This is a genomic window from Solirubrobacter soli DSM 22325 (assembly GCF_000423665.1).
In the GTDB taxonomy this organism is placed as follows: Bacteria; Actinomycetota; Thermoleophilia; order Solirubrobacterales; family Solirubrobacteraceae; genus Solirubrobacter; species Solirubrobacter soli.
Map to the genome: position 1 here is coordinate 12,478 of NZ_AUIK01000040.1, position 19,330 is coordinate 31,807.

Consider the following 19,330-nt stretch of genomic DNA (forward strand, 5'->3'; position numbering starts at 1 on the left):
ACGCACTCGCAGCCTCGGTGTGCGCCGAGGCCGTTGGTCTCTGGTCGGGAAGATGTCGGGGAGGCGCAGCGCGTTGAAGTCGGCCCACGGGACGCGCGGGTACTCGGCCTGGCCGCCCGGGTACGGCCCCCATGTCCGCGAAGCCGTACGCGCGCCCGCCGTGTTCTTCATTCGCTGGGCCTCGATGCAGACGTTCGTCGGCCCGCGGTTGCAGTTCACGCACGTGCCGCAGAATGTGCGGCCCGTCTCGAAGCTGGTTCGCCCCTCGTACATGTGCAGGTCTGAGCCGCAGATGTTCGTCCCGGTGATCCGGACGATCACGTCGGACGGACGCTCGATCCTCGCGTGGGCGAGGCGTGACGGCCGGCGACACGGGTCATCGGGGCACGCGGGCGTGGCGGAGCGGACCAGGCGGCCGGCAGGTCCATCCCGGAGGGTTAGTCCGCGCGTCGTCGGGTAGACCGCGGTTGTGGCGGTAATCCGCGGGTGGCTGCAGTCGTGAGGGGAGTTAAGCGCTTCAGGCTCCGCCACATGGCCAAGACCCGCCTTTGGCTGCTGCCGCTGGCCTGTGTGCTGGCCGGCATCGGGCTGGCTGTGGCGCTGCTGTCGATCGACGGGTCCATCGTCGGCACGGCGGTGACCGGCTCGGCCGCGTCCGTGCAGACGATCCTCACCGTGGCCTCGACAACGCTGGTGACTCTGACCACTGTCGTGCTCTCGCTGACCCTTGTCGCGGTCCAGCTGGCGATGGGCCAGTTCTCGCCGCGCATCGTCCAGGCGATCCTGCACGACCGCCGGAGTCAGCTGGCCATCGGGCTGTTCATCGGCACGTTCGCCTACTCGATGACAGTCCTGCGCGAGGTCAACGGCCAGAGCTCCGGCGGCGGGCCGCTGCCGGGCCTGGCCATCGTCGTCAACTACGGGCTGATCCTCGGCGCGATCGTCGTGCTCGTGCTCTACGTGAACCACACCGCCCAGTCGCTTCGGGTCGGTGGGCTGATCGGCCGGGTCGCAGACGCGACACGCGACGAAGTGGACCGCCTCTACCCTGCCGCGCCCGAGCCCGAGGTTGACCCGAGCGTGGTGGCGGCGCCCGACTTCGGTGTCGTCACCAAACTTCCGCACCGCGCGCTGGTGGACATCGCCGAGAAGGCCGGCTGCGTGCTCGAGCTCGCGCCCGCGATGGGCGACTTCGTGCCCCGAGGCGGCCCGCTGTTCCGTGTGCAGGGCTCCCTTCCGGAGCCTGCTCGCCGCGCGGTCGCGCGCAGCGTGATCCTGGACCGTGAACGCAGCCACGAATTCGAGCCCGCGTTCGGACTGCGCAAGCTCGTCGACATCGCCGCGCGGAGCATCTACTCGAGTCCATTCCAGGACCCGAGCACCTCCGTGCAGTCGATCAACGCCATCCACGACATCCTCCGCAGACTCGCGCCCCGTGAGTTTCCCTCCGGACGCCATCACGATGCCCACGGCCAGGTGCGGCTCGTCGAACGGGTGATGCGTTGGGAGGGCTACGTCCGCCTCGCCTTCGACGAGATCCGGCTGGTTGGCGCCGGGTCGCCGCAGGTCGCACGCCGGCTGCGCGCCGCGCTCGAGGACCTCAAGACCGTGGCGCCGCCCGAGCGGCGACCGCCGCTCGACCATCAGCTCACGCTGCTCGACGCGGCGGTGCGGCGGGCCTACACCGACAACGCCGACGTCGACGCTGCGCTCGTCCCGGACATGCAGGGCCTCGGCTCGGGGCCGGACGTCATGTCACACCCACCGTGCTCCGCTCCGCCGCCGGCGCGCGACATCCCCCCTCCGCGGGCTGACACGGCGGGCGAGCGCTTTCCATTTGAGTCTCGACATCCTGCCTGAGCTTCCGCACCGCCACGGCCGCGTGCGCGCCCGAGGTGGTGCCGAAGGCGAGAATGACAGCGGCGATCACGACCGGCGCCCGAGTCCCGGCAAGCCTCTCAGCGGAACGCCGTAGCCCGGCTTCCGGCGACCGCAACGCCTTGCTTCGTGCGGGCGCGGCCTATAGGTCGCGGTATGGGCACAGCCACCGCGACGCGGCACTACGCAACCGTGAATCCGTACACCGGCGAGACGGTGAGGGAGTTCGACACGCTCACCCGTGACGAGGTCGACCACGCCGTCGCGGCCGCCCACGACGCGTTCGGAGCCTGGCGCGGGCGGCCGATCGCCGAGCGGGCCGCGATCGTGCGTCGCGCGGGCGAGTTGATGGTCGAGCGGGCCGCCGCGCTCGCCCGCCTCGTCACGCTGGAGATGGGCAAGCTGATCGCCGAGAGCCGTGAGGAGGCCGAACTGTCGGCGCGCATCCTGCGCTACTACGGCGAGGAGGGGCCGCGCATCGCGGCGCCCCAGGCGCTGGCTACCGAGGGCGCCGACGCGGTGCTGGTGACCGAGCCGGTGGGTGTGCTGCTAGCGGTCGAGCCATGGAATTATCCGCTCTACCAGGTGGTCCGGGTCGCCGGGCCCAATCTCGTGCTAGGCAACACGCTGCTGGTCAAGCACGCCGGTAACTGCCCGCAGTGCGCGCTGGCGATCGAGCGCCTGTTCCTCGATGCGGGCGTGCCGAAGGGCGTCTACACCAACCTGTTCATGGCCACCGAGGACGTCGCACACGTGGTCGCGAGCCCGGTCGTGCACGGCGCGTCGCTGACCGGCAGCGACCGCGCCGGCGCCAGCGTCGCGCGCGACGCCGGCGCCGGCGTCACCAAGAGCGTGCTCGAGCTCGGCGGCAGCGACCCGTTCGTGGTGCTCGATGGCGAGCGGCTGGAGCGCACGATCGCCGCCGCGGCCAAGGGCCGGCTGAGCAACACCGGGCAGAGCTGCGTCGCCTCCAAGCGTTTCATCGTGCTCGACGCAGTGTTCGACGCGTTCCTGGCCGGGCTTCGCGACCGGTTCGGTGCGGTGCGGCGCGGCGACCCCGCGGTCCCCGCGACCACCCTGGCCCCGCTCTCTTCCGAGCGAGCGGCCGAGACGCTGCGCGAGCAGGTCGAGGACGCGATCGCCAAAGGCGCCACCGTGGTGATCGGCGGCGGCCGGCCGGACTGCGCCGGCGCGTTCTTCGAGCCAACGATCCTCACGGACGTGACGCCGGACATGCGCGCCTACTACGAGGAGCTGTTCGGGCCCGTGGCGGTCGTGCACCGCGTCGCCGACGACGCGGAGGCGATCGCGCTGGCCAACGACTCGCCGTATGGGCTCGGCGGCTCGGTGTTCTCGGAAGACCTCGAGCGCGCCCGCCGCGTGGCCGACCGCATCGAGAGTGGCATGGTGTTCATCAACCACCCCGCGCTGTCGCGGCCGGAGCTGCCGTTCGGTGGCATCAAGCGCTCGGGCTACGGGCGCGAGCTGGCTGATCTCGGGATGATGGAGTTCGCCAACCGCAAGCTGATCTGCACGCTTGCCCCGACCGCACCGATCGGGGACTTCGCCGGCTAGCACTGGAGAACGTCGACGCCCCGGCGGCGCACGCTCGACGAGAACGCCGTGGTCTTCGTGCGCGACTTCGCAGGCACGGGCACGTCGATCGCCGCCATCTGCCACGGGCCGTGGTCGCTCGTCGGACGTCTCACCCTTGCTGCGCCGGGCGGCCGCGGCGCTTGACGAAGTCTCGGGAGCGGTTCATGCGGTCTTGGCCCTCGCGAGCTCCAAGAGGTTGTCGAGGAAGCGGGCGGCGCCGTAGAGCGCGTCTTGGCCCTCCGCGGCGCGAACGGCGCAGCGGTGGACGTCGCGGAAGTCGCCGTAGGGGAACCGGTAATGCGGCTTGGTGCGCGCCGGCAGCGCCTCGTCGACGCCGAGGTGCCAGCGCTCGTAGGCGGCCCAGCCGTGCTCCGCGATGAATAGGTCCTCGTCGCGTGCGGACGGCTTGTGAGCGTCCCAGTCGGCGACCGCGTCGGCCACGATCCGGCGGTCGGCGATCAGCTCCTGTGCCCGGGCCAGCCCGGGCTTGTTCAGGTTCACGGCCATGCTCTTGCAGATAGGCCGCGGACGGGGGCTGTCGAGGCTCGACCATCGCGAGGCGCGCTCGGATCAGCGCGACGCCAGGCGAGCTCGCCGAGCTGTCGCGCGTTCTAGCCGACTATCCCGTGAGCTCGGCCACCGTAGCGGCGATCGCGGGCCCGTTGGCGGGCACCGGGACCCCGCCCACGAAGACGCTCGGCGTGCCGCTGATGCCGCGCTCGGCCGCCACCTGGGAGACGAAGTCCGTCCAGGGCAGGTGCGTTTCCTCGAGCACGCAGCGCTCGAAGCGCTGATCCCTCAGGCCCACGACACGGCCGAGCTCGACCAGTTCCTCCGCGCTGAGGCCAGGGCCGCCCTCCGGCGGCTGATTGGCGAACAACGCGTCTTTGTACGGCTTGAAGACGTCGAAGTCCGACGCGCAGGCGGACGCCGCGGAGGCGCGCGAGGAATAGCGCGTCGTCGACAAGCGATCCAGGAACCCGAGCGGGTGGTAGACGAGCGTGACGGCGCCGCTGTCCAGCAGCTGGTCCAGGAAGGCGCCCGAGCGCTCCTCGAACTGGCGGCAGAACGGGCACATGAAGTCGATGTAGGCGTCGATCCGCACCGGCCCCTGGCCGAGCGCGACGCCGTCGCCCTCGGGCGTAGCGCCCGCGGGCACGCGGACCGGCGTTTCAGTGATGGTTCGCTGCATGTACGGGGAGCTAGGTGTCGTGCCTCGGCTGCTTCCGAACGCGGCTGATGGGTGGCCGGTCCGAGAGCGAGCTGTGATTGCGGGTGTAGTTGTAGTGCTTGAGCCAGATCGGGAGCGCTGCTGCTCGGCAGGTTGAGTTGCGGTAGCGCTGCCCGTAGGCCCATTCGCGGGCGAGGGTCTGTTGGTAGCGCTCGACTTTCCCGTTGCGCTTGGGTGTGCGCGGTGGGATGCGGCGGTGCTGGATGCCGTGTTCGGCCAGCAGCTCGCGGAGCGAGCGGTTGTGGATGTAGGTCCAGGCGTTGTCGGTTTGCAGGCGGCGGGCGTGGATGCCGTGACCGGCGAACCACTCGAGCGCGCGAACAACGAACGCGGTCACGGTGTGGGCGTGTTCGTCGGGGTGGATCTCGGTGTAGGCCAGGCGCGTGTGGTCGTCGATGACCGAGTGGCAGAACTCCCAGCCGACGCGCTCGCGTTTCTCGGCGCTGGTGCGGAAGCGGTCGCCGGTGACCGCGTGCCCTGGGCTGCTGAAGCGCGCCAGGCGCTTGGTGTCCATTTGCAGGAGATCGCCAGGGCAGGGCCATTCGAAGCGCCTGACCGCTTCGCGCGGCGCGCGCGGCAGGCGTGACATGCCGCGGCGTTTGAGGCAGCGGCTGACCGTCGCGTGCGCCATCCCGAGCTCGGACGCGATCAACCGCGGGCCCCAACCGGTTCGCTCGCGCGCCGCGCACACGCGGTCATGGACGGCCTCGCTGACGCGGGCCGGCTGGCGATGCGGCGTCGACGGGCGATCCTGCGCCCACGCGCCGCACTCGCGCTCGGCCTCGCCGGCCTGGCGGTAGCGCTCGATCCAGTACTGCACCGTCGAGGTGCTCACACGGCGATAGCTCGCCGCTTCGCGACGAGACAGCCCCCAATCAAGACAGAGACTGACGAGCTCGATCCGCTGCCACGCCGGCAGCCACATACGCTTGCACTGCATCCGGGCTGATGACCTCCAAAGGCCAAGGTCTGTGAGAGGACCCACAGCCTCGGTCTCAGCCCGGATGTCTCAATCAAGCGTTCGGAACGTCCCGAGGCACGTCAACTAGCTCCGTGGGACGTCAACCTTTCGGGACGGATGTGACGATCAGCTTCGAGCCCGTCGAAGGCGGCTTGACCCAATCGCGAATGCCCGCACTCCGTCCATCATCACGGCCGCCGCCACACGCGAAGCGGCACGCGAGGCCGCCATCGACGCGTTGCTGGAAGCCCTGGCCGTCGAGCCGAACCAGACAAGGACGCGGACCACGAGCGACGGCGAGCACCGCGAACTCGCGGGCGGTGAGGTTCGATGTCATGGCCTGGCGAGCGTGACCACGCGCGTCGCCGGATCGACCACGAGTCGTCCGGCGCGCAAAGCGGCCTCGCGCTGCGTAGGCCCGCGCGGTAGCAGCGGCTGATGCGTGCGAGGAGCTGGCCGAAGTCGAACGGCTTCGGCAAGTAGTCATCGGCGCCCGCGTCCAGCCCACGGATGCGGTTACGCACCGCGTCGCTCGTTGTGAGCATCAGCACCGGCACGGCGTCGCCGCGCTCACGCCCGAGCGGCAGACCGTGAACTCATCGCCGCCCCAGGAGCACGACGTCGTAGTCTTACACCGCCGCGCGCAGGAGAGCCGCGTCGACGTCCTCAGCCACGTCAGCGGCGTACGCTTGCCGGCGCAGGCCCTTTGCGAGCTCGCGTCATCGTCGACGAGCAGGACGCGGCATCCTCAGCAGGAGGATGTTGTCAGCGTCAGTCGTCGGCGTCGACCGCGAGCACCTTACCGGTCGCGGCGTCGACCTTGACGTCCTTCGAACCGACGTCGACGTTGTAGACGAGGACGCCGTCACGATGCTCGAGGTCGATCTCGTTCAGATCGCCCGATGCCGCGCCGCGGGCGGCGGCGATGGCCTGAGCTTCGGTGATCCCCGCCTGCCCGGCGAGTTCCTTGCCGTCGTCGAGTCGGGATGGGCTGCTGCCGCCCGCGAAGGCTACGGCTCCGCCGGCGAAGGTGACCGTGACGGCTGCCGCGGCCACGATGAGGTGTGTGCGCTTCATGCCAGCAAGTGTGCGAGACGCTGTCTAAGACAACTTTGAGAGCTCACTGGCGGTTCGACTCGCGCCACCAGTCGAGGACGATCGTCACCAGGATGAACGCAAGCACCACACCGATGTCGAGCGGCATGAACGCGTTCTAGACGGTCGATCCGGAACATTTCCTGAACGTCGGGACGTTCAGGTGGCAGTCAGCCGCCGAAGGCACACTGGTGCCATGAGCATCGATCCGGGCGCCGTCATCTTCGCCCTCGCGGTGGTGATCATCGTCGAGTACTGGCGCCGCGGCCGTTGGCCCAGGCGCCGCTGACTCGACCGCCACCGCCGGTACACCAAGGGGCGACGGCGCTGACGAACTCAACGACCTGAAGCAGGACCCGCGAGCTGGTCCTCGACGCCCTGATGGAGACACTGGCCGTCGAGCCGGCGCGTGTGAACAGCGCCGAGCGCGAGCGCGTCCACGTTGATGCTCTGACGGTCCGTGCGCTCGACCGCGACCTCGAACACGATCTTCGCCAACACGGGTCCGGCACGGCCCTCAGAGCACCGTTGATCAGGATATGGTCACGTCTGTCGACCTAACCTTGTCGGGTGCTGGTTTGGCGCTTCACTGGCGCGTGGCTGGCGGGGCTCGTGATAGCCGCCGGCGGCACTGGGGCGCCGAGCCGTCGCGCATCCGGACCGCCTGGTGATCCGCTTGCTCGGCGAACGCTCGTGATCGGTCAGTCGACGCAGGGGCGGCCGATCACCGCCGTGGCGGTCGGCGACCTCGATGAGACGGCGCGAACGCTGGTCATCGGCGTGATCCACGGCGACGAGCCCGCCGGCCGAGCCATTGCGCGCCGACTCGCGCACGGCCCGCTCCCGCGAAGCTCCGCGCTGTGGATCATCGAAAGCGTCAACCCAGACGGGATGGCCGCCGACCGCCGCCAGAACGCGCGCGGAGTCGACCTCAACCGCAACTTCCCGTGGCGATGGCGGCCGCTTGGGCGGCGCGGCGACCAACAGTATTCCGGCCGTCATGCGTTGTCGGAGCCGGAGAGCCGCGCAGCGTACGGACTCATCCGAAAGCTCCGACCGCAGGTCACGATCTGGTTTCACCAGCCGCTACACGTGACCGACCTCTCGGGAGGCGACGCGCGGGTCGAGCGACGATTCGCGGCGATTAGCGGTCTCCCGCCGCGCCGGTTGGTCCGTTACCCCGGCAGCGCCGCAAGCTGGCAAAACCATGCGCTCCCGAAGAGCACAGCATTCGTCGTCGAGCTCGGCCCTGGAAACCCGAGCCGAGCCGCGCTAGTCCGCACAGCCCGCGGTGTGTATGCGATCGCAGGTGGCTGACGGAATTCCGAGATCTCCGCGTGCAAACACGTGGACTGATCCGGGGGCGTGTTCGGTCCACAGCCGAAGTCGAGCGTCATGTCCGCGTTCGCCGGACCGCTGGCCCGGCCGCCGCTGAAATCCACGGCGCGACCGCACCGCCGTCGGCTGACGTCCCCTCAGCCCCAGCGGACGTCATGAGCCATGTCCGCACCCTTCGCCGATCGCACAGACGATGTCAATCTCATTTTCGGCACATGTTGTCGTGGCACTTGTACCTCCGATGCACACAGGCGGTTCGCGATGAGGGTGCTGGTGGTCGAGGATGAGGCGGCGCTGGCCAGCGTGCTCATGCGCGGGCTGACCGAAGCCGGCTTCCGTGTCGCGCTCGCGTATGACGGGCCTGAAGCGATCCGAAGTGCGAGCGAACACAACTTCGACGCCCTCGTGCTCGACGTGATGATCCCGGGCGCCGACGGCTTCGAGGTGTGCAGCGAGCTGCGACGACGCAAGGTCTGGACGCCGGTGCTGATGCTGACCGCGCGCGACCGTGTCGAGGACCGGGTGCAGGGCCTCAATGGTGGTGCGGACGACTACATGGCGAAGCCGTTCGAGTTCGCCGAGCTGACCGCGCGACTGTGGGCGCTCGGGCGTCGCGGGTCGATCGAGCGGCCGACGGTGCTGGAAGCGGGGGACCTGCGGCTCGACCCGGTGACGCGCGGCGCGAGTCGTGGCGACGATGCGCTGGATCTCTCGACGCTGGAACTGGCGCTGCTCGAGGTGCTGATGCGCCATCCTGGCCAAGTCCTCGACCGCTCGCAGTTGCGCGCATTGGCATGGAACGCTTTCGACGAGGGCAACTCGAACGTCGTTGATCAGTACATCCGGTACCTGAGAGCGAAGATCGACGAGCCGTACGGCCTGCGCTCGATCGAGACCGTGCGCGGTGCCGGCTACCGCCTGCGGCGCGACGGCGGACGGTGAGGCTGCTCCGGCGCTTCCCACTGCGCTGGCGAGTGACGGCGACGTTCACGGCCGCCGCCGCGGTCGTGCTCGCGATCCTCGGGGTCTTCCTGCACGCCCGGCTCGCGCACCAACTCGACGCGTCGATCGATACTGCGCTCCGCCAGCGCCTGCGCGACGTCTCCTCCCTCATCGCGAAGGACCCGAATGCCAGCCTCGAGACGCTCGGAACAACGCCGACCGAGCGCCGCCCACCGTCAGATATCACTCAACTGCTGACCAAGGACGGCACGGTTGTCGCCACGGAGGGCGCGCCGGACGAGCCGCTGATCGACGTCGCGCAACACTCGGATGACGTCGTCCAGCGGCGCGCGCCGGGCGAGCGGCAGCGGCTCGCGCTGGTGTCCGGGACGGTTGGCGACCGGATCGTGGTCGTCGGCGCCGACCTGCATCAGCGTGACGAGGCGATTGGCGAGCTCGATGGGCTGCTGCTCATCGGGCTTCCCGCAGCACTCGTGCTCGCTGCGCTGGCCGGCGCCTGGGCGAGCCGCACCGCGCTCGTACCGGTGGACCGAATGCGTCGCCGTGCCGACGCGATCGGTGTCACGAGTCTCGATCAGCGACTCCCTGAACCCGATGCCCGTGACGAGCTCCAGCGGCTCGCGCGCACGCTGAACACGATGCTCGACCGGCTCCAGGATGGCTACGCGCGCGAACGTGCCTTTGTCGACGACGCTGCGCACGAGCTGCGTACGCCGCTGACGATCCTCCGCGCCGAGCTCGAACTGGCAGCGAGCCGGCCTCGCAGTGCCGAGGACCTCGGCGCCACCGTGGAATCGGCGCGCACGCAGACCGAGCGGTTGGTGACGCTGGCGAACGACCTGCTCGTCCTCGCCCGGAGTGCGCACGGCGACCTCACGCTCAACCAGGAATCGCTCGAGGTCAGCCATTTGTTGCGCGGTGCCGTTGAGCGCGCACGCACGCTTCCACGTGGCGCCGACGTCTCCGTTACCCATGGTTCGTCCGAGATGGTCGTGATGGCCGATCGGCTTCGGATCGAGCAGGCGCTCGACAATCTGGTCGCGAACGCCCTTCAACACGGCACCGGTCATGTCGCCCTCGGCGCGACGAGCGACGGTCACAGCGTGACCCTGACCGTCGACGACGACGGCCCGCCGGTCGACCCCGATCTCGCGGCGCGCGCCTTCGACCGCTTTGCGCGCGGCGATCAAGCGCGCACGGGCACCGGAACCGGCCTCGGCCTGGCGATTGTGGCAGCGATCGGAGCCGCCCACCGCGGTGCCGTGGGCCTTGAGCTGAGCCCCACCGGCGGCACCCGGGCGTGGCTGCGACTGCCGAGCGCGCGTTCAAATCCAGCACACACGAACGGCCCCGATATTCGAGGCAACTGACCACCACGACTCCTCAAGGAGCCTCTGATGTCATCGCTTCGAACCAAACTCGTCACCGCCACCGCCGTCGCTGCCGCCGCCATCGGCGGGGCCACCGTCGCCTCCGCCGCCACCTCCGGCAACGCGACCTCCGGCACGACAACCGCCACGGCCGACAATGACCATCACGGCCCGCACACGGTGAACGGCAAGGCCGAGGCGGCGCTGACGGGCGATGTCGCCGCCAAGGTCAAGGCCGCCGCCCTCGCCAAGGTCCCGGGCACCGTCGAGCGCGTCGAGACCAACGTCGACTCCAGCGCCCCCTACGAGGCGCACATCACCAAGAGCGACGGGACCGAAGTCGAGGTCCAGGTCAACAGCGACTACTCCGTCGCCGCCGTGAACACGATGGGCCACCACTAGGCACCCCCGGGGCGCGGCCCGTGCGGGCCGTGCTCCCGTCAACCGTGTCGCCGCCCAGCGACGCAGACCTGAATGCCGGCAGCGTGATCCACCGGTCGCCGCCGAGTAACCGGTCGACGAGCCGACCGAAAGGATTCGCGATGCTCACCCGCTGCGCCCGGACTGCGCCGCCGAACGTCCCGTACTACGCCTGATGGCCGGCCTCGCGATCCGCGCGGTCGGCGCGGTCGCATGGTCGGCCCTCGCCGTCGGCGTGGTCGGCGCCGGGCTGCTGTCAGCAGTCCTCGCTCTGCGGACAACGCGCCCGACACCGACGCTCACCGCACCGGCCAGGGCAGTCGACCCGACCAGCTCCCACCTCGAGCGCAACTTGAACGATCTTCTGACCAGCGTGCTGGGTCCGGGTCAAGCGGTCGTGAGCGCCGATGTCACGTTGAACAGCGATCGCACCTCGGCGACGCAACTCCGTTACGGACACCGCGGGATCGCCTTGAACACAGCGGGCAGCAGGATCTCGGCCGCGAATGGCGCCGCGCGCATGCGGCGACGCTCCGGCTCAATGACCTGGGCTCACAACGAGCGCCTCACGACAACGGCATACGCACCCGGCGCGGTGCGGCGGATCAGCCTCGGCGTGATCGTCAACGCCAGAGTTCCGACGGCCACGGTCCGCACACTCAAACGCGAACTCGGGACTGCGGCCGGTCTACGCCGGTCGCGAGGCGACACGATCAGCGTCACACGAGCATCGTTTGCCCAGGCGTCGACCGCAGGTCCGCTGGCTCGCACAACCGTGCGCTCAGCGATCGGTCTCGCGCGCTGGGCACTCCTCGGGCTCGGACTCGGCGCGTTCGTGCTGCTGGCGATGCTCGATCTTCGGCGGCGCGAGTCCGCTTCGCTGGTCCACCTCGACGGTTGATGCATCAGCGACCGATGTATAGTCGAGCCAGATGCGAACGAACCTTCTGCGCGGACACGTGGACAGCCTGCTGCTGGCAGCGCTGGCGGGCGCGCCCGGGCACGGGTACGAGATCAGCCGGCGGTTGAAGCACACCAGTGGCGGGGAACTGGCCGTAAACGAAGGCTCGTTGTATCCGGCATTGCACCGGCTTGAACGTGGCGGCCTCGTCACCAGCACGTGGAGCGCGGATGAAGGGCGCCGGCGCCGCGTGTACGAGATCACGGACGCGGGACGCAAGGCAGTCGAGGTGTCTCGCCGCGAATGGGCGGCGTTCTCGACAGCTGTCACCCAGGTCATGGGCACTGCGTGATGTCGGACATCGACCGCTACATAGCCGAGGTCGCCGACCAACTTTGCGTCCGCGGCACCAGGCGCCGACGAATCCTGAGCGAATGTCGTGACCATCTTCTCGACGCTGCCGCCGATCGTGGCGATGCCGACGCAGTGCGCGCTTTCGGGCCCGCGCGCGAGCTCGCGGCAGCGTTCGATGTCGAGAATGCCGCTCGACGTGGCGTTCGCTCGACCATGCTGGCTGTCGCAGGAGTGGCGGGAATCGGGGTATCGACGCTGGCGCTGATCCAGGGCGCGGACGACGCCGCGCCTGTGTTCTGGGCGATCGTGTTCTTCAGCGCGGCGCAACTCGCCGGCACCGCCGCGACTCTGGCGCTCGTACAGGCCCTCGTTCTGCGGCGGGCCTCGATGTCGCCTGCCGAGCTCGCGCTGCTCGCACGGCGCAACATGACCGCGCTGATCGCCGGCGCAGTCACGATGGTCGCAGCGGTATCAGCCGTCCGCGGAGGCGCCGCGTTCGCGCTGCTCGCCGGCTCGACGGCCGCCGCGGCCGCGCTGATCATCGTCATCCGGGTCGGTCTGGCTACGCGCCGGCTCGAAGGTGCCCGCGATACCGTCGCGCACTCACCCCTCGCCGACCTCGCACAGCTCGCGGCCGTCGACGTTCGCGCACTCGAGGGTTGGGGCCTACTCGCGCCCGTGACCTGCCTCGCTGCTGCGGCGGCCTATCTACGCGACGTCGCCGAGCACGCCACGGTTGGTCAGGCGACGCTCAGCGCCGGGATCGAGGCCGCGGCGGTGATCGTCTGCTTCGCGGCGTTCGGTCCGGCTCTCGGATTGTGGACGCGGCCGGGCATCCGTCAAGGCGCCAAACCGGTCCCGTCTCGGGTCGATCCCAAGTAGCGGGCGGTCGGTTCGGCACCGTCGCTCGGCTGCGTTCGCATTGCTGGAACGAGCCTACGAGACACTCATCTGATCCTTGTGTGTCGGTCAGGTTTCGGTCAGGCGGGCCGCGCAATGCTGGCCGATGTGCGGATCGGAATCTGCGAGGACGACCCACAACTACAGTCGGTCCTAGCCCGAGCGCTCGCCGCCGAGGACTTCTCGGTGCGTGTCACGGCCACCGGTGGGGAGGCGATCCGTGTCTTCAGCGAGCACGTCCCGGATCTCCTGGTGCTCGACATCGGGCTTCCCGATGCGGATGGTCGTGACGTCTGCCAAGCACTCCGCGCGCACGGTGTCGACGCGCCGGTGCTGTTCCTCACCGCGCGCAGCAACCTGACCGACAAGATTGCTGCGTTCAACGCGGGCGGCGACGATTTCCTCACCAAGCCGTTCGCGCTCGCCGAGCTGATCGTGCGCGTGCGCGCGCTCCTCAAGCGGCGCGCGGAGAGCGCCCCGCCGCTCGGTACCCTGCGGCTGGACCCGGGTCGCCACGGGGTGAGCGTGGGCGAGCGGACCGAGTCGCTCACACCGACGGAGTTCCGCCTGCTCGCGGCGCTCGTCGCGCGTCCCGGAATCGTGCTGCGACGCGCGGAACTGATCGCCGCGGCGTGGCCCGATGGCGCCATGGTCAACGCCAACACGCTCGACGCCTACATGCTCCGCCTGCGGCGCAAACTCGGGCACTTGGAGGTCGACGAACGGATCGAGACGGCGCGCGGCGTCGGCTACGTGCTCCGGTGAGCCTGCGCAATCGCGTCACGCTCGCAGCGGTACTCACGCTCGGCGTCGGCCTGCTGATTTCCGGGATCGCCCTCAACCTGGTCCTTGCGACGCGGCTGAGCGCGGACGCCGACACGATCCTCGAGAACCGTGCCGATGCGCTGCTCGCGACGCTCGATACACGGGCGCCCACATTGCGCGTGCGTGACAACGGCGGCGATGCCGTGCTCGACGAGCAGGCCTGGGTGTTCGACGCCGACGGAAAGGCCGTGGAAAGGCCGCCAGTCGACGATGAGGTTAATGCCACGGCGAGCGGCCTCGCGCGGGTAACGCAGCCGACCACGAAAACGATCGAGGAAGAGGTACGGCTGCTTGCCGCCCCGATCCCGGGAGGGCTTGGAACCGTCGTCGTTGGGCTGTCGCTCGAGCCGTACGAGCGAACCGAGCACTTCGCCGCACTTGGCACGGTCCTGCTCGGGCTGCTCGTCGTCGGCGCCGGGACCCTGCTCGCGCGCCGAGCGGTCGGCACCGCGCTTCGACCGGTGGCGGACATGACCGCACAAGCCGAAGATTGGAGCGAGCACGACCTCGATCGGCGTTTCCGCCTCGGGCCACCTCGGGACGAGCTGACCGCACTGGCCGCGACGCTCGATGGGTTGCTGGGACGCATCGCCGCGGTGATCCGACACGAGCACCGCTTCTCCGCCGAGATGGCCCACGAATTGCGTACGCCCCTGAGCGGGGTGCGGGCGGAGGGCGAGCTCGCACTGCTGCCGGGACGATCCGAGGACGACCTCCGCGCCGCGATCGAACGGATGGTCGCCGGCACCGACCGGATGGCGGCGGTCATCGACACCCTGCTCGCGGCGGCACGCCAGGAAGGCAACGCGCCAGTCGGCTCATCCGACGCAGTCGCGGTCGCCCGCACCTTGGCCATAGAGCCGAATGTTCGCGTCATCGCTCCACGCGGGCCGGTGAAAGTCGGTGCGGACGCCGAGGTCGTCGCGGCGGCGCTGCATCCGGTGCTGGAGAACGCGGTGCGACACGCGCGCAGTGCGATCGTGATCGAGATCGCCCGCGACGGGCAGGACGTCGTCGTCAGCGTGACAAACGACGGCTCGAAGATCCCCGTCGCCGATACGGAACGCATCTTCACGCCTGGCGTCAGCGGCACCGGAGGAGCCGGTCTCGGGCTACCGCTCGCCCGACGCCTGGCCCGCGCCGCGGGAGGGGAACTGACCGCCGTCGCTCCCCAGGCCCGGTTCGAGCTACGCCTGCCCGCCGCGTGAGCTGCCGTTCAGGTCGCAGTCAGACGAGTGAGGACACGCTGGGAGCCGGATGACAACGCAACTGACGAATTGGATCGCCGATCACGGCCTCCTCGCCGTGTTCGTATTGATGGCCATCGACGCCGTGCTGCCGGCGGGTGGGGAACTCGTCATGTTGTTCGGTGGTGCGCTAGCCGCAGGCGCGATCGCCGGCCATACCGGGCCGTCGCTGATCGCGATCATCCTCGCGGGCACGCTCGGGTATCTCACCGGCTCGCTCGTCGGCTGGGCGATCGGCCGCGTCGGCGGGCGCCCGCTGGTCGACCGCTACGGCAAGTGGTTCCATCTCAGTCCGCAACGCTTCGAGCGCGCAGAGCACTGGTTCTCCCGCTACGGCGCCTCGTTCGTCCTCTTCGGCCGGCTGTTGCCGCTGATCCGTTCCTTCGTGTCGATCCCGGCCGGCGTGCTCGAGTACCCGCTCGGGCGCTACGTCGCCCTGAGTGCTCTGGCGTCGCTGCTGTGGTGCGTCGCCTTCGCCACCGCGGGGCACGCGCTCGGGAGCAACTGGGAGTCGGTGCACCACGCGTTCCGCTACTTCGACTACGTGGCCGTCGCTGCTGTGCTGGCAGGCGCGGCACTGGTCTTCGTCCGGGTCCGAAAGGCGCTCTGATGCACCCGATCACATACGCACAGGCCGCATTCCTCGGCCTCCTGCAGGGCGCCACCGAGCTCTTCCCGGTCTCGAGCCTCGGGCACAGCGTGATCGCCCCGCGGCTGCTCGGCTGGGACATCCACCAGCAGGACGACTTCTTCCTCACCTTCCTCGTGGCGACCCACCTCGCCACCGCGATCGTCCTGTTCGGATTCTTCTGGCACGACTGGATGCGCATCCTCGCCGGCCTCGGACGCTCGCTGCGCGACCGTGGCCTCGAGCCCGACGACCGCGACGCCAAGCTTGGCTGGCTGCTGGTCATCGGCACAATCCCGGCCGGGGTGCTCGGCCTGGCCTTCGAGCATCCGCTGCGAAGCCTGTTCGCATCGCCGATCGCGGCGGCGATCTTCCTGTTCGGCAACGGCCTGATGCTGCTCGCGGCCGAGCACTGGCGGCGCAGCGCACCCGTCCGCCACGACGCCCGCTTCAGCGACGAGCGGCTCGCCACCGAACTCAACACCGGCAAGGCGGTCGGGATCGGCGTCGCCCAAGCAATCGCGCTGCTGCCCGGTTTCTCCCGCTCGGGGGCCGCGATGGCGGGCGGGCTGCGCGCTGGGCTCTCCAACGAGGACGCCGCGCGCTTCTCGTTCCTGCTGGCGACGCCACTGATTGGCCTGGCAGCGCTCTACAAGCTCCCCGATCTCCTCGGCTCACAGGGCGACGGCGTCCGCGGACCCGCGCTGGTCGGTGCCTTGTGCGCGGCCGCGACGGCCTATCTCTCCGTGCGTTTCTTGGTGCGATTCTTCGAGACGAACCGCCTGACGCCGTTCGCCTACTACTGCCTCGCCGCCGGGGCGATCTTCACCGTTGCGATCGCCGTGACCTGATGCGCGTCCTGCTCGTCGACGACGAGGCGCGCATGGTCGAGGCCATGCGCCGCGGCCTGACCGCCGAGGGCATGACCGTCGACGTCTCTGCCACCGGCGACGACGCGCTCTGGCGAGCGACAGCGGCGCACTACGACGTGATCGTCATGGACGTGATGATGCCGGGCACCGACGGACTGACCGCCTGCCGGCGCCTGCGCGATGACGGGATCTGGTCGCCGCTGCTGCTGCTCACCGCCCGCGACGCGATCGAGGACCGCGTCGCCGGCCTGAACGCCGGCGCCGACGACTACCTCACCAAGCCGTTCGCCTTCGACGAGCTCGTCGCCCGCGTCCGTGCGCTCGCCCGACGCGGCCGGTTCGAGCGACCCGCGGTTCTTGAAGCCGGCGATCTGCGGCGGGACCCCGCGGCCCATGCCGTTCGACGCGGCGACATTGACATCGACCTCTCTCAACGCGAGTACGCCCTCCTGTACGCCCTGATGAGCAGCCCAGGCGTGGTCCTGGACCGCTACGAGCTGTTCGAACGCGCCTGGGGCTGGGAGCACGAGAACCGGTCGAACATCGTCGAGGTCTACGTCAACTACCTGCGCAACAAGATCGACAAGCCGTTCGGCGTCAGCTCGATCGAGACGGTGCGCGGCGCCGGTTACCGGATCCGCGCCGACGGCGGGCGACGATGAACCGGCTCGCGATCCGCGTCCGCGTCACGCTCGCGTTCGCGATCGCGATGATCGCCCTCTTCACCGTCCTCGCCCTGGTTCTCGAGGCCCGAGTGACCCAGCAAGTGGACGATGCCATCGACGACGGGCTGCGCGCTCGGGCGACCGACGTCGCCGCCGGCGGCGCCGCCCGCTTCCCCGGCTCCGATGCGCGTTTCACCGAGGTCCTCCCCGGCGGCACGCCGTACGGGCCGCGAACGATCACCCGCACGATCGAGGGCGAGCCCACGCGGATGCGAGTGCTCGCAATCCGCGACGGACCACGCCTGATCGTGGTCGGACAGAGCCTCGAAGCTCGAGACGAGGCACTGAACGGGCTCAAGGGCCAGCTCGCGCTCGGTCTCCCCCTCGCCGTGCTCGCCGCCTGTGTTGCCGGCTACTTCGCCGCCGCGGGCGCGCTGCGACCCGTGACACTGATGACCCGCCGCGCACGCGAGATCTCCGCCGGGTCACAGGGAACCCGCCTCCCCGTCCCTGACACACACGACGAGATCTCCGACCTCGGCACCACCCTGAACGCGATGCTCGAACGGCTCGAACAGACGCTCGAGCACGAACGTGCCTTCGTCGCCGATGCCAGTCACGAGCTCCGGACTCCACTGACCACGATCGGGGTCGAGCTCGACGTCGCACTGCGCACCGCCTCCACCGAGGACGAATTCCGATCAGCGCTGGAGACCGCCGCACGCGAGAACAAGCGGATCGTCGCCCTCGCCGAGGACCTGCTCGTCCTCGCCCGTGCCGACCAAGGCCGCCTTCCCATGCGCCCGGAGACCGTCGACATCGGCGCGTTCGTCGGAGCCGCCGCCACCCGCGTGGCGGCCCGCGCCGAGGAGGCGGGACTCACCGTCGAGTGCCACGCCGGGCCCGATCTCTTCGCCATCGCGGACGAGCTGCGCCTCGACCAGTTGCTGGACAACCTCACCGACAACGCTCTGCGCTACGCACTTTCGCGCATCATGCTCGTGGCGGAACGTCAGGGAGCCGCGATCGCCGTCCGCGTCTCCGACGACGGTCCAGGATTTCCACCGCAGTTCGCCCGGCGAGCGTTCGACCGCTTCACCGTCGCCGACGACGCCCGCACCGGCACACACACCGGACTCGGCCTCGCGATCGTCGATGCCGTCGCGCAAGCCCACGGCTGGACCGCCACGATCCGCGGCGACTCCACGGTCGAGATCATGATCCCCGCCCTGAACCTTGGAATTCTCTAATCCGACCTAAGCCAGCCCCAATCGCCCGACCCTACGTTGAGCCGCGTCCTCCCCAAACAAACCCGAGGAGACGTATGTCGGATCGATTCAAGAAGCTGCTGATGGGCGTTGCCGCGCTCGCCGCCCTCGCCGCCGGCGGGTCCGCGATCGCCAATGCCGCCCAGGGCGGGTCGTCCACCCCGCCGCCCGCCGCGACCCAGCAGTCGCAGACCGCGGGCACGCCCGAGCCGGGCGACAAGCCCGACGCCAATGAGCAGGGCGAGACCAACGACGGCAACGAGCAGGGCGGCGAGAAGCCCGACGGCAACGAGAAGGCCGACCAGGTCACCGGCGCCGATGCCCAGAAGGCCAAGGACGCCGCCCTCGCCGCCACCGGCGGCGGCACGGTCAACGAGGTCTCCGCCGAGCAGCAGGACGGCGAGACCAACGACGACAAGGGCAAGGCCGACACGCCGGAGCCGGGCGACACGCCCGACCCCGCCTACGAGGCCCAGATCGCGTACGACGTCGAGGTCGCCAAGACCGACGGCACCGTCGTCGACGTGCACCTCGACAAGGCCTTGAAGGTGCTCGGCACCGAGAAGGCCGACGCCGAGCACGGTCACCAGGACTAGCCATCCACGTCAGCGCCGGGCGCAGTCTTGCGCCCGGCGCGACGGCGCCATAGCCACACGACGACGACCGCGAGCGCCAGAACGATCAGGATGGGCGTCGCGAGCGGGCCGATCGCGTCGGACACGTGCTCCCACTGGGCACCCAGGACGTACCCCGCCGTGATCAGGAGCGCGTTCCAGACCGTCGAGCCGATCAGCGTGAGGACGACGTACTGGCCGCGC

Annotated in this window: 22 protein-coding genes and 4 pseudogenes; 17 read left to right on the plus strand and 9 right to left on the minus strand. The window is 69.7% G+C overall.

The features are described 5' to 3' along the window. Nucleotides 1-42 precede the first annotated feature (42 nt). Nucleotides 43-411 (minus strand): annotated as a pseudogene (locus G569_RS66505) (alcohol dehydrogenase catalytic domain-containing protein); the annotation flags it as partial. 120 nt (nucleotides 412-531) lie between these two features. Here G569_RS66505 and G569_RS52230 point away from each other — a divergent pair. The 3 genes and pseudogenes from G569_RS52230 to G569_RS66510 form a co-directional block, all read left to right on the plus strand. Further along, nucleotides 532-1,860, plus strand: coding sequence for a DUF2254 domain-containing protein (locus G569_RS52230; protein WP_064750469.1), 1,329 nt, complete (start codon nucleotides 532-534; stop codon nucleotides 1,858-1,860). A gap of 174 nt (nucleotides 1,861-2,034) precedes the next feature. After that, nucleotides 2,035-3,453, plus strand: a complete 1,419-nt coding sequence (locus tag G569_RS0128325) for an NAD-dependent succinate-semialdehyde dehydrogenase (protein WP_028065931.1) — start codon at nucleotides 2,035-2,037, stop codon at nucleotides 3,451-3,453. Between the two features lie 27 nt (nucleotides 3,454-3,480). Beyond that, nucleotides 3,481-3,576, plus strand: a pseudogene (locus tag G569_RS66510) (peptidase C56); the annotation flags it as partial. A 60-nt stretch (nucleotides 3,577-3,636) separates the two neighbouring features. Here G569_RS66510 and G569_RS0128335 read toward each other — a convergent pair. The 7 genes and pseudogenes from G569_RS0128335 to G569_RS63085 all read right to left on the minus strand — a co-directional run bounded on the left by G569_RS0128335 (nucleotide 3,637) and on the right by G569_RS63085 (nucleotide 7,262). Further along, nucleotides 3,637-3,981, minus strand: coding sequence for a hypothetical protein (locus G569_RS0128335; RefSeq protein WP_028065932.1), 345 nt, complete (start codon nucleotides 3,979-3,981; stop codon nucleotides 3,637-3,639). Nucleotides 3,982-4,093: 112 nt separating this feature from the next. Further along, complete coding sequence (locus G569_RS52235) at nucleotides 4,094-4,666, minus strand: DsbA family protein (RefSeq protein WP_053227097.1); 573 nt, start codon at nucleotides 4,664-4,666, stop codon at nucleotides 4,094-4,096. Between the two features lie 10 nt (nucleotides 4,667-4,676). Further along, nucleotides 4,677-5,645, minus strand: a complete 969-nt coding sequence (locus tag G569_RS0128345; protein ID WP_028065933.1) for an IS481 family transposase — start codon at nucleotides 5,643-5,645, stop codon at nucleotides 4,677-4,679. A gap of 121 nt (nucleotides 5,646-5,766) precedes the next feature. Next, nucleotides 5,767-6,003: a hypothetical protein gene (locus tag G569_RS65605; RefSeq protein WP_245602596.1), complete on the minus strand. Its 237-nt coding sequence runs from the start codon at nucleotides 6,001-6,003 to the stop codon at nucleotides 5,767-5,769. A 160-nt stretch (nucleotides 6,004-6,163) separates the two neighbouring features. Next, nucleotides 6,164-6,211 (minus strand): annotated as a pseudogene (locus tag G569_RS66515) (hypothetical protein); the annotation flags it as partial. Between the two features lie 226 nt (nucleotides 6,212-6,437). Further along, entirely contained in the window at nucleotides 6,438-6,743 is a 306-nt protein-coding gene (locus tag G569_RS52240) for a PepSY domain-containing protein (protein ID WP_037499853.1), read from the minus strand. Between the two features lie 354 nt (nucleotides 6,744-7,097). Further along, the gene (locus tag G569_RS63085) at nucleotides 7,098-7,262 is read right to left on the minus strand and encodes a hypothetical protein (RefSeq protein ID WP_157592374.1); all 165 of its coding nucleotides are present in this window, start codon (nucleotides 7,260-7,262) and stop codon (nucleotides 7,098-7,100) included. A gap of 69 nt (nucleotides 7,263-7,331) precedes the next feature. Between G569_RS63085 and G569_RS59110 the strand changes: the two genes are divergently transcribed. From G569_RS59110 to G569_RS0128435, 14 genes are all read left to right on the plus strand, one after another. Next, nucleotides 7,332-8,078 (plus strand): DUF2817 domain-containing protein, encoded by a 747-nt coding sequence (locus tag G569_RS59110; RefSeq protein WP_084285695.1) that lies wholly within the window; start codon nucleotides 7,332-7,334, stop codon nucleotides 8,076-8,078. A 183-nt stretch (nucleotides 8,079-8,261) separates the two neighbouring features. Continuing rightward, entirely contained in the window at nucleotides 8,262-9,041 is a 780-nt protein-coding gene (locus tag G569_RS0128375; RefSeq protein ID WP_306765237.1) for a response regulator transcription factor, read from the plus strand. A 32-nt stretch (nucleotides 9,042-9,073) separates the two neighbouring features. After that, nucleotides 9,074-10,432 (plus strand): ATP-binding protein, encoded by a 1,359-nt coding sequence (locus G569_RS0128380; protein WP_028065935.1) that lies wholly within the window; start codon nucleotides 9,074-9,076, stop codon nucleotides 10,430-10,432. A gap of 27 nt (nucleotides 10,433-10,459) precedes the next feature. Further along, nucleotides 10,460-10,834, plus strand: a complete 375-nt coding sequence (locus G569_RS52250; RefSeq protein WP_037499856.1) for a hypothetical protein — start codon at nucleotides 10,460-10,462, stop codon at nucleotides 10,832-10,834. A gap of 193 nt (nucleotides 10,835-11,027) precedes the next feature. After that, nucleotides 11,028-11,753: a flagellar M-ring protein FliF C-terminal domain-containing protein gene (locus G569_RS0128390; protein ID WP_028065936.1), complete on the plus strand. Its 726-nt coding sequence runs from the start codon at nucleotides 11,028-11,030 to the stop codon at nucleotides 11,751-11,753. A gap of 58 nt (nucleotides 11,754-11,811) precedes the next feature. Beyond that, nucleotides 11,812-12,105 (plus strand): helix-turn-helix transcriptional regulator, encoded by a 294-nt coding sequence (locus tag G569_RS0128395; protein WP_211233110.1) that lies wholly within the window; start codon nucleotides 11,812-11,814, stop codon nucleotides 12,103-12,105. Then, nucleotides 12,105-12,989 (plus strand): HAAS signaling domain-containing protein, encoded by an 885-nt coding sequence (locus tag G569_RS0128400; protein ID WP_157592375.1) that lies wholly within the window; start codon nucleotides 12,105-12,107, stop codon nucleotides 12,987-12,989. Before G569_RS0128395 ends, G569_RS0128400 begins: the two co-directional genes overlap by 1 nt. 114 nt (nucleotides 12,990-13,103) lie before the next feature. Continuing rightward, entirely contained in the window at nucleotides 13,104-13,772 is a 669-nt protein-coding gene (locus G569_RS0128405) for a response regulator transcription factor (protein WP_037499860.1), read from the plus strand. Beyond that, nucleotides 13,769-15,040: a sensor histidine kinase gene (locus G569_RS0128410; RefSeq protein ID WP_028065940.1), complete on the plus strand. Its 1,272-nt coding sequence runs from the start codon at nucleotides 13,769-13,771 to the stop codon at nucleotides 15,038-15,040. The genes G569_RS0128405 and G569_RS0128410 overlap by 4 nt, the downstream gene beginning before the upstream one ends. Before the next feature lie 49 nt (nucleotides 15,041-15,089). Next, on the plus strand, nucleotides 15,090-15,689 hold the full coding sequence (locus G569_RS52255; RefSeq protein ID WP_053227099.1) for a DedA family protein: 600 nt from the start codon (nucleotides 15,090-15,092) through the stop codon (nucleotides 15,687-15,689). Then, entirely contained in the window at nucleotides 15,689-16,558 is an 870-nt protein-coding gene (locus G569_RS0128420; protein WP_028065941.1) for an undecaprenyl-diphosphate phosphatase, read from the plus strand. Before G569_RS52255 ends, G569_RS0128420 begins: the two co-directional genes overlap by 1 nt. After that, on the plus strand, nucleotides 16,558-17,241 hold the full coding sequence (locus tag G569_RS0128425) for a response regulator transcription factor (protein ID WP_028065942.1): 684 nt from the start codon (nucleotides 16,558-16,560) through the stop codon (nucleotides 17,239-17,241). The genes G569_RS0128420 and G569_RS0128425 overlap by 1 nt, the downstream gene beginning before the upstream one ends. Beyond that, a complete protein-coding gene (locus G569_RS59115) occupies nucleotides 17,238-18,494 on the plus strand; it encodes an ATP-binding protein (protein ID WP_053227100.1) in 1,257 nt (418 codons plus the stop codon). Before G569_RS0128425 ends, G569_RS59115 begins: the two co-directional genes overlap by 4 nt. Nucleotides 18,495-18,568: 74 nt before the next feature. Then, complete coding sequence (locus G569_RS0128435) at nucleotides 18,569-19,108, plus strand: hypothetical protein (RefSeq protein WP_028065943.1); 540 nt, start codon at nucleotides 18,569-18,571, stop codon at nucleotides 19,106-19,108. On the opposite strand, the pseudogene G569_RS64090 reads toward G569_RS0128435, so the two are convergent. Further along, nucleotides 19,105-19,330, minus strand: a pseudogene (locus G569_RS64090) (DedA family protein); the annotation flags it as partial. The gene G569_RS0128435 and the pseudogene G569_RS64090 overlap by 4 nt on opposite strands.